Source organism: Kitasatospora sp. NPDC004723, assembly GCF_040609255.1.
GTDB lineage: Bacteria > Actinomycetota > Actinomycetes > Streptomycetales > Streptomycetaceae > Kitasatospora.
This window is the reverse complement of record NZ_JBEXJT010000019.1, coordinates 1-14,843: the sequence shown is the minus strand read 5'-3', so window position 1 is coordinate 14,843 and position 14,843 is coordinate 1. Positions and strand designations below refer to the sequence as shown.

The 14,843-nt window shown below is 75.9% G+C and carries 12 protein-coding genes; 5 read left to right on the top strand and 7 right to left on the bottom strand.

The features are described 5' to 3' along the window. Nucleotides 1-8 precede the first annotated feature (8 nt). A complete protein-coding gene (locus tag ABZW10_RS19765) occupies nucleotides 9-503 on the bottom strand; it encodes a (2Fe-2S)-binding protein (protein ID WP_355367162.1) in 495 nt (164 codons plus the stop codon). A gap of 62 nt (nucleotides 504-565) precedes the next feature. Then, nucleotides 566-3,169, bottom strand: a complete 2,604-nt coding sequence (locus ABZW10_RS19760; RefSeq protein WP_355367159.1) for a molybdopterin cofactor-binding domain-containing protein — start codon at nucleotides 3,167-3,169, stop codon at nucleotides 566-568. A gap of 140 nt (nucleotides 3,170-3,309) precedes the next feature. Between ABZW10_RS19760 and ABZW10_RS19755 the strand changes: the two genes are divergently transcribed. Together ABZW10_RS19755 and ABZW10_RS19750 are read left to right on the top strand one after the other, a co-directional pair. Next, the gene (locus ABZW10_RS19755; protein ID WP_355367156.1) at nucleotides 3,310-4,605 is read left to right on the top strand and encodes an MFS transporter; all 1,296 of its coding nucleotides are present in this window, start codon (nucleotides 3,310-3,312) and stop codon (nucleotides 4,603-4,605) included. Nucleotides 4,606-4,815: 210 nt separating this feature from the next. Further along, nucleotides 4,816-6,441 carry an alpha/beta fold hydrolase gene (locus tag ABZW10_RS19750; protein WP_355367153.1) on the top strand — a complete coding sequence of 542 codons (1,626 nt, stop codon included), beginning with the start codon at nucleotides 4,816-4,818 and terminating at the stop codon, nucleotides 6,439-6,441. A gap of 80 nt (nucleotides 6,442-6,521) precedes the next feature. On the opposite strand, the gene ABZW10_RS19745 is transcribed toward ABZW10_RS19750, so the two are convergent. The 4 genes from ABZW10_RS19745 to ABZW10_RS19730 all read right to left on the bottom strand — a co-directional run bounded on the left by ABZW10_RS19745 (nucleotide 6,522) and on the right by ABZW10_RS19730 (nucleotide 10,610). Continuing rightward, nucleotides 6,522-7,778: an FAD-dependent oxidoreductase gene (locus tag ABZW10_RS19745; protein ID WP_355367150.1), complete on the bottom strand. Its 1,257-nt coding sequence runs from the start codon at nucleotides 7,776-7,778 to the stop codon at nucleotides 6,522-6,524. A 140-nt stretch (nucleotides 7,779-7,918) separates the two neighbouring features. Beyond that, nucleotides 7,919-8,350 (bottom strand): nuclear transport factor 2 family protein, encoded by a 432-nt coding sequence (locus ABZW10_RS19740; RefSeq protein ID WP_355367147.1) that lies wholly within the window; start codon nucleotides 8,348-8,350, stop codon nucleotides 7,919-7,921. Nucleotides 8,351-8,355: 5 nt separating this feature from the next. Then, nucleotides 8,356-9,159, bottom strand: coding sequence for an MBL fold metallo-hydrolase (locus ABZW10_RS19735; protein ID WP_355367144.1), 804 nt, complete (start codon nucleotides 9,157-9,159; stop codon nucleotides 8,356-8,358). Between the two features lie 131 nt (nucleotides 9,160-9,290). After that, nucleotides 9,291-10,610 carry an MFS transporter gene (locus ABZW10_RS19730; protein WP_355367141.1) on the bottom strand — a complete coding sequence of 440 codons (1,320 nt, stop codon included), beginning with the start codon at nucleotides 10,608-10,610 and terminating at the stop codon, nucleotides 9,291-9,293. Nucleotides 10,611-10,711: 101 nt separating this feature from the next. Here ABZW10_RS19730 and ABZW10_RS19725 point away from each other — a divergent pair, with 101 nt between their 5' ends. Continuing rightward, on the top strand, nucleotides 10,712-11,812 hold the full coding sequence (locus tag ABZW10_RS19725; protein ID WP_355367138.1) for a DUF5937 family protein: 1,101 nt from the start codon (nucleotides 10,712-10,714) through the stop codon (nucleotides 11,810-11,812). A gap of 38 nt (nucleotides 11,813-11,850) precedes the next feature. Continuing rightward, entirely contained in the window at nucleotides 11,851-12,717 is an 867-nt protein-coding gene (locus tag ABZW10_RS19720; RefSeq protein ID WP_355367136.1) for a PhzF family phenazine biosynthesis isomerase, read from the top strand. A gap of 21 nt (nucleotides 12,718-12,738) precedes the next feature. Here ABZW10_RS19720 and ABZW10_RS19715 read toward each other — a convergent pair whose 3' ends face one another. Beyond that, nucleotides 12,739-13,371, bottom strand: a complete 633-nt coding sequence (locus ABZW10_RS19715; protein WP_355367133.1) for a DUF4262 domain-containing protein — start codon at nucleotides 13,369-13,371, stop codon at nucleotides 12,739-12,741. A gap of 114 nt (nucleotides 13,372-13,485) precedes the next feature. Between ABZW10_RS19715 and ABZW10_RS19710 the strand changes: the two genes are divergently transcribed. Next, nucleotides 13,486-14,718: an aminoglycoside phosphotransferase family protein gene (locus tag ABZW10_RS19710; protein ID WP_355367130.1), complete on the top strand. Its 1,233-nt coding sequence runs from the start codon at nucleotides 13,486-13,488 to the stop codon at nucleotides 14,716-14,718. Nucleotides 14,719-14,843 lie beyond the last annotated feature (125 nt).

Genomic DNA, 14,843 nt, shown 5'->3' with positions numbered 1-14,843 from the left:
CCGGTGGTTCAGCCACCCGCGCGGTCGGCCGCTCGGCCGCCCGCGGCGGCGGTGCGGGCGGCGGCCCGCTTGATGGCCTCGCGGATCCGCGGGTAGCTGCCGCAGCGGCAGATGTTCTGGATCCGGTCGATGTCGGCGTCGGTCGGCGCCGGGTTGCGGCGCAGCAGGGCGACCGCCGTCATGATCTGGCCGGGCTGGCAGAAGCCGCACTGGGCGACGTCGCACTCCAGCCAGACCTCCTGGACGGGGTGCAGGGTGTCGCCGTCGGCGAGGCCCTCGATGGTGGTGACCCGGCGGTCCGCGCAGTCCTTGACCGGCACGATGCAGGGCTGGATCTCCTCGCCGTCCAGGTGGCTGGTGCAGGCGCGGCAGACGCCGACCCCGCAGCCGTACTTGGGACCGGTGACGCCGAGCTTGTCGCGCAGCACCCAGAGCAGCGGCATGTCGTCCGGTGCCTCGACGGTGATCGGCCGGCCGTTGAGGACGAAGGTGTGGCTGGGCATGGGAGGGCGGGTTCCTCGGGGTCGGCGGGCGGGGTCGGCGGGCGGGGATGCCCGTCCGGCTGTCAGAAGTTGATCGGGAAGGAGCGCGGGCCGGTGCCGGTCGCCCGGGCGTAGGCGTTGGCCACCGCGGCGGAGGCCGCCGGGACGCCGAGTTCGCCCGCGCCGCCCGGCGGTCCGCTCGGCGGCAGCAGGTGGATCTCGACCACCGGCGGGCTGTGCTTCTGCCGCGCGTAGTGGAAGTCGCCGTAGCTGCCCTCGCGGACGGCGCCGTGGTCGATGTGGTTGCCGGCCTGCAGGATCACCGAGATGCCGTCGATCAGCGCGCCGGTCAGCTGGGCCTCCAGGCCGGTCGGGTTGATCACCGTGCCGAGGTCGGCGGCGATCACCGCCTTGGTGACCCGGGGCTGGGTGGGTTCCGAGGCGTCGAGTTCGACCAGGTAGGCGGTGCGGCCGCCGTTCTCGGCGTGGTAGCCGATGCCCTGGGCCTGGCCGGCCGGCATGGCGCGGCCCCACCGGCCGGCCCGGGCGACCGTGTCGAGCACGGCCCGCCCGGCCGGGTCGCGCAGCCGGGCGCGGCGGAAGGCCACCGGGTCCTGGCCGAAGCGGCGGGCGAGCTCGTCGGTCATGATCTCGTCGGCCACCCGTACGGTGCCGGAGTAGACGGAGCGCCAGCTGCCGGTCGGGATCCTCAGCGGCACCTCGGCGAGCACCTGGGTGGGGACGCCGACGTCGTACGGGTTGCTCTGGCTGAGCAGGAAGAACGCCTGGGCGACGGAGAGCCCGGCGACCTCCAGCTGGAAGCCGGCGGCGGTGAGCGCCTCGCCGAGGCCGTGGCCGAAGTCGGTCGTCACGGTGGCGGCGCGGTGCTCGTAGCTGAGTACCTGGCCGAGGCCGTAGGTGGCGCGGATGCGGTGGTGGGTGGCGGGGCGCATCCGGCCGTGCCGCATGTCGTCGTTGCGGGTCCACATCAGCTTGACCGGGCGGCCGGCCGCGCGGGAGATCAACGCGGCCTCCAGCGCGGCGTCGTAGAACAGCCGGCGGCCGAACGATCCGCCGCCGCGCACCACGTGCACGGTCACCGCGTCCTGCGGCAGGCCGAGTGCGGCGGCGATGGTCTGCTGCGCGACGATCGGGGTCTGCGCGGCGAACCAGAGCTCGGCGCGGTTCGCACGGACGTCGGCGATCGCCGTCAGCACCTCCATCGGCGCGTGGTTGACGAAGGCGAAGTCGAACTCGCCGTCCACGTACTGGGTGAGCAGCGGGGGCACCAGGAACGGGGCGTGCGCGCCGCGCAGCCGCTGCCGGATGTCGGCGTCGGAGAGCGCGGCGACCGGGCCGGGATGCCAGCTGGTGCGCAGCGCGTCGCGGGCCCTGAGCGCCTGGTCGAACGTTTCGGCGAGGACGGCGACCCCGGTCGGGACCGTCACCACGGCGAGCACGCCGGGCATCGCGCGGGCGGCGGAGGCGTCCAGGGTGGCCAGGGTGCCGTTGATGGTGGTGGGGCGGGCGACCACGGTCGGCACGGCGCCGGGCACGGCGAGGTCGCCGGCGTACTGGGCGCGGCCGGTGACGATGTCGCGGGCGTCGATCCGGCCGGTGGGGCGGCCGATCACCCGGCGCTGCTCGGCGGGCTTGGGGGTGGCGGGGACGGCGGGCACCGCGATACCGGCGGCCGCGGCGGCGAGTTCGCCGTAGCCGGCCCGGCGGCCGTCGGGGGCGAGTACGGCGGAGTCGGCGGTGCGCAGGGTGTCGGCCGGCAGCGACCAGCGCCGGGCGGCCGCGGTGACCAGCCGGGCCCGGGCGGCGGCGGCCACGGCGCGCACCGGGTCGTACAGCGTGCGGACCGAGTTGGAGGCGCCGGTGAGCTGGTTGAAGAGCAGGTCGGGACGGCTGTCGGAGAGCGGGACCTCGACGTCGGCGAGGCGGGCGTCGAGCTCCTCGGCCACCATCATCGCGACCGTGGTGGTGAGGCCCTGCCCGACCTCCAGCCGGGGCAGGTGGAGGACGGCGCGGCCGGCGGCGGTGATCTCCAGGACGAGCAGGTGCGAGGTGGGCAGCCCGGCGAGCTGGAGCGCCTGGCCGAGGTCGACGATGTCCGGGATGCCGGGCAGCCCGAGCAGCGGGGCCGGGGCGGCGGACGGCCGCGCGGGTACCGCCGCCCCGGCGGCCCGGGCGGTGGCGGGCGCGGCGGCGTCGAGGCCGGCCCGGGCGGCGACGGTGAGGGTCGGCGCGGCGAGCAGGTACGTCAGGAAGCGGCGGCGGTCCGTGGCCGCGGCCCGCTGCTCGGCGGCGGGGCCCGGGTCGCCCGGGGGCGCGGTGGAGGTGCTGATGGGAGAGCCCTTCTCGCCGGGTGCCGGCTTCCGCCGGACGGGAGCCGCGACGCTCCCGCCGCGGTGCCGGACGGCGCTCGCGGGGCGTGCACGTCTTGGTCGTGTCCACGATCGCGAACGAGAACGCGGATGAGCATAGGAGGGCCCTACTGGCCGGTCAACACGGCTTTCCGGGGCGGGATCGGACAGCCGGGGGAGGGGATCGGACAGCTGAGCGGACGTCGGACGGGACGGACACGGAGGGCGCGGGCCGCGCCGGGCACGGCGCGGGGTGGATTCGTCCGGCGGTCCGCGCCCCGGGGGCGCGCGTCCGGCCGAGGGGGCGGACGGGGGCACCGGCGGGCGCCGGGGGTCGCCCGGGCGCCCCGAGGGACCGAAGTGGCCCAAGATCATCGATGATCACTGGCCCTGTCGGACGGTCCGCCGGTGTTCGAGACTGAGGGTCCCACGCCGCCCGCCACCACCCAGGGAGTACCGTGCCGTTCCGTCTCCGCCCCGCCTCCCCGGCCCGACGCACGCTCGCCATCGCGCAGTTGGTGAGCGCGATCGGCGACGGCGCGTACTACACCAGCTCGGCGCTGTACTTCACCCGGATCGTCGGCCTCTCGCCCACCCGGCTCGGCCTCGGCCTCGCGGTGGCCTGGGCGATCGGCTCGCTCGCCGGGGTGCCGCTCGGCCACCTCGCCGACCGGCGCGGACCGCGCGGCACGGCGGCGGCGCTCGCCCTCGGCACGGCGGTGGTGGTGGCCTCCTTCCTGACGGTCCGCTCCTTCCTGCCGTTCCTGGCCGCCGCCTGCCTCTACGCGACCGCCCAGTCCGGGCTGGGCGCGGCCCGGCAGGCGCTGGTCGGCGGGCTGGTCCCGGAGGGGGAGCGGACGGCGGCGCTGGCCCGGCTGCAGGCCACCCTCAACGCCGGGCTGGCGGTGGGCGCCGCGCTCGGCGGCGTCGCGCTGACGGTCGGGACCAGGGGCGCCTTCCTCGCCGCGTTCGCACTCACCGCCCTGGGCTTCCTGACGACGGGTCTGCTCCTGCTGCGGCTGCCCGTCGTGCCCGGGTCGGCGCCCGGGTCGGCGCCCGTGTCGACCCCGGCCACCGCGCGGACCGGCCAGGGCCGCCCGGCCCGGGACGGCGGGTTCGCGGTACTGGCGGACCGTCGCTACGTGCTCGTGGCGCTGGTCAACACCGTCCTGCTGCTGCGGATGCCGCTGCTCAGCCTGGTGATCCCGCTGTGGATCGCGGACCGGGCCCCGCAGCTCGGCTGGCTCGGTTCGGGCCTGTTCGTGCTCAACACCCTCGGCGTGACGCTCTTCCAGGTCCGCACCGCCCGTGCCGTCACCGGACTGCGCTCGGCCGCCCGGACCGTCCGGCAGGCCGGGGCGGTGCTGCTCGCCTCCTGCGCGGTCTTCGCGCTGTCCGCCGCGACGGCCCCGCTCTGGGTGACGGCGGCTCTGCTGGTGGCCGGGGCGGTGCTCCAGGTGGTCGGCGAGATGAAGCAGTCCGCCGGGTCCTGGCAGATCGGCTTCGACCTCGCCCCGGCCGACCGGCTCGGCCAGTACCAGGGCTTCTTCGGCACCGGCGTGGCGGTGGCCCGCACGGCCGGACCGCTGCTGCTGACCACGCTGCTGCTGGACGGCGGCGGCCCTGGCTGGCTGCTGCTCGGCGGGCTCTTCCTGGCCGCCGGCTGCGCCATGGGCCCGGCCGTGCGCCGGGCCGAGCGCGACCGCCCGTGGCGGACGCCGGTCACCACCGGGGCGCTCGCCGAGGCCTGCTGAGGCCTGCTGAGGCGCATGACAGCCTGCCAGAGCATACGGTGAATGATGATCTTCAGCCATCGACCGCACTGTTTCCCGTCAATCAGCCGCTGGAACCACGGATTGACGCCCCCTCGGGCCGATCCCGCAAGAATCTCCCGTCGCACACGTCTTCCCCTGCTGATCGAGTACTGACAGGCTGTGCGGGTTTGCAGAACCGGAGGAGGTTTCGTGTCCCGTATCACCAGCGCGGCACTGGCGGTCACCAGTGCCCTCGCCCTCGTCGCCGGCTCGGCCGCGGCGGCCGTCGCCGCCCCGTCCGCCGGCCCGGCGCCCGAGGCCAAGGTGGCACCGGTCGACTGGAAGCCGTGCAATCCCGATCCGAGCCAGCCGGACCCGAAGATCTACGACTGCGCCGTCTACCAGGTGCCGCTCGACTACGACCACCCCAACGGCGAGACCACCGGCATCGCGATGATGCGCCGCCGCGCGAGCGACCCGGCCAAGCGGATCGGCTCGCTCTTCATCAACCCCGGCGGGCCGGGCGGCAGCGGCTACATGTGGGCGACCACCACCCGCTTCGGCAAGGACGTCCAGGACCGCTTCGACCAGATCGGCTTCGACCCGCGCGGCGTGGAGCGCAGCAACCCGCTCAAGTGCTTCACCACCGACGAGGAGGCCGCCGGCGTCAACGACCGGATGGTCGGCGTCCCGGTGACCAAGGCGGAGATAGCCCAGACCATCGACGCCACCGAGGACTACAGCGACGCCTGCTCGCGCAACGCCGGCCCGCTCATCGAGCACATGTCGACCATCAACGTGGTCCGCGACCTCGACCGGATGCGCCGCGCCGTCGGCGACACCAAGCTGAACTTCGTCGGCTTCTCCTACGGCACCCTGATCGGCGCCACCTACGCCGGCATGTACCCGGACAAGGTCCGCGCGCTGATCGTCGACGGCAACGTCGACCCCAACCTGCGGATGCACAACGGCATCGAGTACGACCGCCAGCGCGCCACCGGCTTCGAGGTCGCCCTCGCTGAGTACCTCAAGCGCTGCCAGACCGCGGGCGCCCCGCGCTGCGCCTTCGGCGACGGTGACACCCGCACCAAGTTCGACTCCCTCCGCGACCGCCTGCGCACCGGCCCAGCCACCCTGCCGGACGGCACCCAGGTCACCCTCTCCAGCTTCACCGGCCAGGTCGCCAACGCCCTGTACGCGCAGAGCCGCCAGGCGCCGCTGGCCAAGTCCCTCCAGGCGCTCTACTCGGTCGTCAACGCCCCGGCCGCCGCCGCCCAGGGCCTGGCCCCGGTCGCGCCGGCCGACCCGGCCGTCGTCGAGGACGCCAAGGTGCTCGCGACGGAGGTGCCGAACGCGCTGCGCGAGGCCCTGCCGGAGACCGCGTACTCGGCCGACGACTCCTACTACGGCGTCAACTGCCAGGACAAGCCGTACCCGTCCAACCCGTGGACCTTCGTCAACCTGGCCAAGGCCTGGGAGAAGGAGTCGCCGACCTTCGGCCGCTACCAGGCCTTCGACGGCCCGACCTGCTCCAGCTGGCCGGCCCCGGCCCGCGACGCCGAGCGCTTCACCGGTCCGTGGAACAAGAAGACCGCCGCCCCGGTGATGGTCGTCGGCAACCTCTACGACCCGGCCACCAACTACACCTTCTCCCAGCGCATGCAGCGCCAGCTGGGCAACGCGGTGCTGGTCTCGGTCGACGTAGTCGAGCACTGCGCCGTCGGCCGCAGCAAGGAGCTGGGCAAGCTGGTCACCGACTACCTGGTGAACCAGAAGGCCCCGGCCGCCGGCCAGCTGCTGAAGCCGGACGCCGAGGCGTTCCCGCCGGTCGCCTGACACCCGACCACCGCGAATCAGAACGGCCCGCTCCCGGAAACAGCCTTCCGGGAGCGGGCCGTTCGGCGTACCCGGGCCGCTCAGAGATCGGTGAGGGGGACGGCCGGGTCGGCGAGGGCCTTCACGTCCACCGGGCGGCCGGAGCGGACCAGTTCGCGGATCGGGTCGGTGACGTCCCAGACGTTGACGTTCATGCCGGCCAGGACCCGGCCCCCGGAGAGCCAGAAGGCGATGAACTCGCGGGCGGCCGGGTCACCGCGGAACACCACGCGGTCGTAGCCGCCGGGTTCGACGTAGCCGGTGTACTCCATGCCGAGGTCGAACTGATCCGTGAAGAAGTAGGGGACACGGTCGTACACCGCGTCCTCGCCGAGCATCGCCCGGGCGGCGGTCTGCGGCTGGTTGAGGGCGTTGGCCCAGTGCTCGACGCGCAGGTGGCGGCCGAAGAGGGGGTGGTAGGCGTTGGCGACGTCGCCGGCCGCGTGGATGTCGGGGTCGGAGGTGCGCAGGTGCTCGTCGGTCTTGATGCCGTTGTCGACCGTCAGGCCGGCCGCCTCGGCGAGCGCGGTGGTCGGGGCGATGCCGATGCCCACCACCACCGCGTCCGCCGCCACCGTCGTTCCGTCCGCCAGCCGGACGCCGGTCACCCGGCCGCCCTCGCCGGTCAGCTCGGTGACCTGCACGCCGAAGCGCAGGTCCACCCCGTGGTCACGGTGCAGGTCGGCGAAGACCTGCGCCACCTCGTGGCCCAGCACCCGCAGCAGCGGCAGTTCGGCCGCCTCCAGCACCGTCACCTCGGCGCCCGCCGTCCGCGCCGCGGCGGCGGTCTCCAGCCCGATCCAGCCCGCGCCGACCACCACCACCCGGGCGCCCTCGCGGAACGCCCCGCGGATCCGCTCGCTGTCCTCCACCCGCCGCAGGTAGTGCACGCCCTCCTGCTCCGCCCCGGGCACCGGCAGCCGGCGCGGTACCGAGCCGGTGGTCAGCAGCAGCTTCGCGTACTCCACCCGCCCGTCGTCGGCGAGCGTCACCGTGTGCGCGGCCGGGTCGATCGCGACCACCGGCGTGCCCAGCCGCAGCGTCACGTCGTGCTCGGCGTACCACTGCGGCGGATGGACGTAGATCTTCTCCCGGTCGGTCTTGCCGAGCAGGTAGCCCTTGGAGAGCGGCGGGCGCTCGTACGGGCGCTCGTGTTCGTCGCCGATCAGCACGATGCCACCGGTGTACCCGGCCTCGCGCAGCGCCTGCGCGGCCTTGGCGCCGCCGAGGGAGGCGCCGACGATCACGAAGGGGCGCTGCCGCCCGCCGCCGTCGGTGCCGCTGCTGTCCGTGCTCATGGTGAACTCCTCGTTCTCCGGCGGAAATCACGGACAGCCTGCCGCCGGCCGGGGGAGCTGTCGAGAGCGCGTCCGGCGCGCCGCGCGGGCTCCCCCGAACGGGTGACGCGCTGGGCAGGGCGTCAGGGCGTCAGGGCGTGTCAGGGTGTCATCGCGTCCCGGACCAGCGCGGTGTCGGTGAACTGCTCGAACCGCACGATCCGCCCGCCGCGCACCGTGAAGTGGTGCACCACCCGCACCGCCAGCGGTCGGCGGGTGGCCTTGTGCACCGCCGTGTACCGGCCCAGCACCACCACCTCCTCCCCGGCCACCACGTACCGGTCGTCGTGCGCCGTCCAGTCCTCCCACTCGGCGGCCAGCCGCTCCATCACCCCGCCGGTGACGCCCTTCGGCGTGCGATAGGTGCCGCCCAGCGGGAAACCCGCCATCTCGGTCCACTCCACGTCGTCGGCGAGCGTGCTCCGCAGCGCCCCCAGATCGCCGCGCGCCGAGGCCAGGTACTGGCGGCGGACCACGTCGGCCGGGGCGTCGGACTCCGCGAAGGCGGCCTCGGACCTCGGGATCTCGATCATCGCGCTCAGCCCCAGCTCAGCTCGCCCTTGGCGACCTTCGTCCCGAGGTCGACCGCCAGCGGCATGCCCAGCTCCGGGAAGCGCCGCTCCAGCGCCGCCCTGGCCGCCGCCGCGTCCGGTGCCCGGCCGATCTCCGTCTCGAAGGCCCGCAGGTAGTCGCGGGTGTGGTCGATCGACGAGGTGTCGGTCGGCGCGCCGTCCGTGCGGTGCCCGGCCACCACGAACGCCGGCTCCAGCGCCGCCATGCCGTCCAGCAGGTCGATCCAGGCGGCCCGCTGCTCCGGCGTCGGCGTGTCCGCCGTCCACACGTGCAGCCCCTGGAACAGCAGCACGCCGCCGAGCACCGCGCGGTGGTGGTGCTGCCACAGGTAGTGCCGGTCCGGCAGGTGGAAGTCCGCGCCGCGCAGCTCGAAGCGGTGCCCCTCGAAGACCAGCTCGTCGCCGTGCAGCACCTCCGGGCGCACCAACCGGGTCGGCAGCTCCGGCCCCAGGTGCGCCCAGGCCCGCTTCTTGGCGTCGAAGGTCTCCTGGATGTGCTCGACCGTCGACGCGGTGGCCAGGAACCGGGCCTGTGGGAAGACGTCCTGCAGCTCCTGGGCGCCGAAGTAGAAGTCCGGGTCGCCGTGGCTGACGAACACCGTGGTCAGCCGCTTCCCGCTCGCCGTCACCCGCTCCGCCAGCCGCCGCCCGTCGGACCGGGTGAACCCGGCGTCCACCAGCAGCGCGTCCTGCGGCCCGGTGACCAGCACGGAGGTCTTGTCGAGCGAGCTGTCCGGGCTGTCGATGACCTCGAAGTCGAGGGCGCTCATGCGGTGTCCTTCCTCACGACCGGAGCCGTGCGCGTGCGCGCGCGTGCCTCGCCGCCCAGGATCGGTGACCGGGGGCCCGCCCGCACCCCGGGCCGCGCCCCGGTCCGCACCCCGGGCCGCAGCGCCGGTCCTCAGCCGGCCGGGCGGAGGCGGGCGACGGCGGCCGCGGCGAGGAGGGTGACGGCGGCGAGGGACGGCCACAGGACGCCGGGCCCGGCGGCGAGCAGGGCGGTGAGGACGGCCGGGGCGAGCGCGCGGCCGACGCCCATCGACAGCTCCCAGCGGGCCAGGGCGCGGCCGAGCAGGTGCGGCGGCGCGCTCGCGGCGACCAGGGCGGTGCCCGAGCCGGAGTAGAGGATCTCGCCGAGGGTGAAGAGCACCGACACCACCGCCACGGCGGACGCCCCGGCGGTGCCGCCGATCCCGGAGGCCGCCCAGAAGCCCAGGTAGGAGAGGGCGAGCGCGGTGCCGCCGAGGGCCAGCAGGGTGTGCCGGGAGCGGTGGGCGAGGCGGAGCACCACGGCCAGCTGGAGGGTGATCACCAGCACGGTGTTGCCCACGAAGATGCCCGAGGACCAGGCGGCGGAGGCCTGCAGGTGCAGTACCAGCAGCGCCGGCAGGGCCACCTCCAGGACGTCGAAGGAGAAGGCGAAGGGCAGGTTGGCCACGCTGAGCAGGGTGATCCGGCGCAGCGCCGGGCTCCCGGCGGGCCCGGTGCCCGCAGGGCCCTCGGACGCGGCAGGGCTCCCGGACGCGGCAGGGGCCGACGGCGTCCGGGGCGCGGACACCCGCAGCGAGTGCACCAGCGCCGCCGACAGCAGGCACCCGACGGCGGTCACCCCGGCGAGCAGCCGCAGCGTCCCCGGTCCGCCCGCCACCGCGAGGGTGGCCAGCAGCGCGCCCGCGCCCAGTCCGGCGTTGCGCAGCGTCCGCCCGGCCGCCAGCGCGGCGTCCCGGGTGCGGCCCTCGGTGAGCGTCGTGACGACGGCCGCGTGGGTGGCGGGCCAGGACTGGCTGCCCACCCCGAGCAGCACGGCCGCCGCCACGAACCCCGGCGTGCCGTCGGACAGCAGCAGTGTCACCGCCCCGGCCGCCCGCACCAGCAGGGTCGCCGCCGCCGGCCGGCTGCGGGCGCCCCGGTCGATCCACCGGCCGGTGAGCGGGAGGACGAGCAGGCCCGCGACCATCCCCGCGGACATCGCGAGGCCGGCCGTCCCCGCGTCCAGGGCGAGCACGCCGATGCCGTAGAGCAGCAGGAACGGCCGCAGCAGGCCGGTGCCGAGGGCGTCCACCAGCAGCGCCGCCGCGTAGCGCGGGCCGCCCGCGGCGGTGAGCAGGCCGAGCAGGGCGGCCGGTCCGCTGCGGGGCTCCGGTGGGGCGGGGGAGGGCGCGGGGGACCGGGCGGGGGAGGGGGCGGGGGAACGGTGCGGTGGGGTTCGGGTCGGGTTCATGACCGGTACCGTCGGCCCGCGCCCGCCTGGAGGGCACGTCGATTGACGAGTCCCGCCAATCGGTGCCGGGTGCCGTCGTCGCAGCTGACAGGATCGGAGTCGTGAGCCTGACCATCGACATCACCGGCCTGCCCGACGAGCGCCTGCTGTTCACCCCCTCCCCGCTGGCCGAGCTCAGCGCCATGCTGCACGTGCTCGCCGAACCGGCGCACCACCCCGCCCTGCACGGCTGGGCGGCGAGCACCACGGCTACCGTCCCGCCCGCGCTCGCCGACCGGCTCGGCGAGGCGGAGTTCCTCTGGCGCTCCTCGCGCGCCGACTTCCTGGTCCCCGGACTGCCCGGCGCCACCCTCGCCGAGGAACTGGACGCCGTCGACCGGATCGACGACGAGCAGTACGTCCGGGCCGCCCTCGTGATGACCTGCGGCGCCTCCCGGCTGGCGCACCGGTTCGCCTCGCCGCTCACCGACCCGGTCGCACAGGAGCGGGCCCGCGACCTGGCCCTGGCCCGCGGCCCCCGGCAGGCCGACTTCGCCGACCGGCTGCTCACCGACCCGCCCGCCGTCCGGGCACTGGTCCGGCGGCTGCTGGAGGACTGCGCGGACGCCTTCTTCGCCGACGCCTGGCGCCGGGTGCTGCCCGAACTGGCCTCCGACGCCCGCCGCAAGACCGACCTGCTGGTACGGTACGGCGCGGCCGAGGCACTGGCTGCCGTCTCCTCCGCGGTGCAGCTGGAGGACACCGGCGAGGGGCGGCGCCGGATCGTCGTCGACAAGCTGCAGGACAACACCACCAGCGGGACCGCCGGCGGCGGCGTCACCTTCGTCCCGACCGCGTTCGGCCGTCCGCACCTGCTGGTGGTCTCCGCGCCCGGCTGGCGGCCGGTGGTGCAGTACCCCGTCGCCGAGGAGGGCGGCGGGACCGAACCGGTCTCGCTCGCGGTGGTCCAGCAGCGGCTGGAGGCGCTCGCCCACCCCGTCCGGCTCCGGCTCGCCCGCACCATCGCCCGCGGCCCGCACACCACCGGCGAGCTCGCCGCCGCCTGGCAGCTCAGCGCGCCCGAGGTGTCCCGGCACCTGGCGGTGCTCCGCAAGGCCGGCCTGCTGACCACCCATCGGCGCGGGCGGTACATGCACTACCAGCTCGACCTGGCCGGCAGCGCCCGGCTCGGCACCGACCTGCTGGAAGCGGTGCTGCGGTGACGGGGAACACGGAGCGGACGGGGCACGTTCGAGCGGTCATGACCAGTGACGACGCCGCCCCCGGCGCACCCGAGATCCTGCGCTACGCCGCCTTCGCCGCCGACCCGGCGGGCGGCAATCCGGCGGGCGTGGTGCTCGACGCGGCCGGCCTGTCCGGCGAGCGGATGCTCGCGATCGCCGCCGAGGTCGGCTACTCGGAGACCGCCTTCCTGACCCCCGACCCGGCGGGCGGCTACGCGGTGCGCTACTTCAGCCCGCTCACCGAGGTGCCGTTCTGCGGCCACGCCACCGTCGCCTCCGCCGTGGCGCTGGCCGAGCGGGTCGGCCCGGGGCACTACCTCTACCGCACGGCGGCGGGCGAGGTGCCGGTCGAGGTCGCCGAGGACCCCGACGGCGGCCTGCGCGCCACCCTCACCAGCGTCGAGCCGCAGGTCACCGAGGTGGACGCGGCCGACGTCACCGAGGCGCTCGCCCTGCTCGGCTGGGCACCCGAGGACCTCGACCCCGCGCTGCCGCCCCGCTGCGCCTACGCGGGCGCCCGGCACCTGGTGCTGGCCGCCGCCACCCGTGAGCGGCTGGCCCGGCTCGCGTACGACTTCGACGGCCTCGCCGCCTTCATGACCGCCCGTGAGCTGGTCACCCTCCAGCTGGTCTGGCGCGCCGCCCCCGACGTCTTCCACGTCCGCAACCCGTTCCCGGTCGGCGGCGTCGTCGAGGACCCGGCCACCGGCGCGGCGGCCGCCGCCTTCGGCGCCTACCTGCGCGCCCTCGACCCCGCCGGCGCCCCGGCCGCCGTCACCCTCCACCAGGGCGAGGACCTCGGCCGCCCCGGCGTGCTCCACGTCGACCTGCACTCGGCGGCCCCACGCGTCCGCGTCTCCGGCGCGGCGGTGGCCATCCCGTAGAGCAGGCGGGGTCCGCCGGGTTCAGGGGGCGGCGTCCGCCTCGGCCGACGCCGCCTCCTCCGTCCAGACACCCTCCGGGTGGGCGGCGACCGGCAGCCAGAGCCGAGGCTGCGCCCGGCAGCCGGGGGAGGCCTCCGGGTCCCAGGGCCAGCGGTGGTTCCGGTCGGGCCAGACCAGCTGGAGCACCGGGACGGCGGCGCGGCGGTAGAACCCGACGGCCGTGCCGAGCAGCGGCCGGTGCCAGCCGGCATCGACGGGCTTGACCAGCAGCGGGTAGCCGTCGATCACCCCGGTGAGCAGGCTGTCCGGCTCGGCGGAGGCGCCCTCGCGCAGCCGGGCGACGGCCTCGTTGAGCCAGTTCATCTGGCCGTACGCGTCCAGCCCGAACATCGCCAGCTCCGGGAGACGACCGGTGTGCCAGCGGCCCACCGTGAAAGCCCAGTCGGGGACGGACCCGCCGCCCCCGACGCCGACCACGTGGTGGCCGTGCGTCAGGACGTCCCCCGCCGCGCGCTTCCAGCGCCGGGAGACCCGGGGCGCCCCGCCCGGTCGGCGGAGCAGCGAGCGGATCGAGCCGGAGCGCTTCGTCTCCTCGGTGGCGCAGATCACGCAGGGGCAGACCGCCGTGGTCGCGGGGGCAGGGGGTGTGGCCATGCGGGCCATCAGAACACGCGGCTCGGGGCGGTGATCCGACGGGGCCGCCGCCCCGACCGGACCCCGGCCCGAAAACCGGTCGCGCGGGTGGGGCGGGTGCGGGAACCTGCGACGGTGAATCAAGCGGATGTGCGGACGGTCGGTGTCCATCTCACCCACGGGGGCGACTACCTCGGGCCGGTGGGTCCCTTCGAGGTGGGGGAGCCGTGGTGGTCGTCGGTCGGGTCGGTGGTGGAGCGGGTCTCGGGCGAGGTCGGGGTGCCGGTGGCGGTGGTCCGGCTGGTCGCGGTGACCGGCGGGGAGGGCGGTCGCGGCGGGCACCCGGTGTACCACGTGGAGGCGCTGGAGCGCCCGGCCGGACGGGCCGCACGGCCGGCGGACGCCGGGACCGCGGCGCTGCTGGGGCCGGCCGAGCGGCGGGCCGGCTGGGCGACGCCGCAGGGGCTGCGGGCGGCGCTCGACTGGGCGGAGCGGGCGCTGGCGGCGGCCGGACGGCCGGTCACCGGGCGCGCCCGGCAGGTCCGCACCTGGAACCTGTCCGGCCTGTTCCGGTTGCCGACGGCCACCGGCCCGGTCTGGCTGAAGGCGGTCAACCCGGCGTTCAACGCTCGTGAGGCGGAGGCGATCGCGCTGTTCGGCGCCGCCGACCCGGCGCTGGTGCCGGTGGTGCTCGCCGCCGACCCGGCCGAGGGGCGGGTGCTGCTGGACGAGGTGCCCGGGGAGGACTGCTGGGGCCCGTCGGAGGCTGCGGTGGCGGACGTCGTGCCGCGGCTGGTCGCCGCGCAGGCCGCGCTCGCGGCCGACGGCCGGGCCGCCGCGGCGGGGCTGCGCGACCGCACCCCGCGCGCGCTGGCCGCCGCCGTCCCCGGGCTGCTCGACCGGCTCGCCGCCGGGTCGGAGCTGACGGCCGGGGAGCTCGCCACCGCCCGGGCGCTGGCCGGGAGGCTGCCCGCGCTGGTCGAGGAGCTGGCCGCCTGCGGGCTGCCGGAGACCGTGGTGCACGGCGACTTCCACCCGGGCAACTGGCGCTCGGACGGCGGCGGGCCGGTGGTCCTCGACTTCGCGGACGCCTGCCTCGGCCACCCGGTGGCCGACGCGCTGCGGCCCCGGGCGTTCGTGTCCGGGGAGCGGTGGGCCCAGCTGGCCGGGGAGTGGGCGCGGGCCTGGCGCGAGCGGGTGCCGGGCTGCGCGCCGGAGCGGGCGCTGGAGCTGGCCCCTCCGCTGTTCCACCTCGGGTACGCGCTGCGGTACCAGGAGTTCCTGGACCACATCGAGGACAGCGAGCGCCCGTACCACGAGGGCGACCCGGCGGCTGAGGTGCGGCGCGCGCTGGAACAGGCCCGCTGACCCCCGGGTTCCCCCGGAGCGCCGTCGGCGCCGCGCCGGGCCGGGGGGGGGCCCGCCCGGGGGGGGGCCGGGGCCCCCGGGCCACCCCCCCGGGGGGAGAGCGGGGCCCGCGGGGGGGGGGCAAC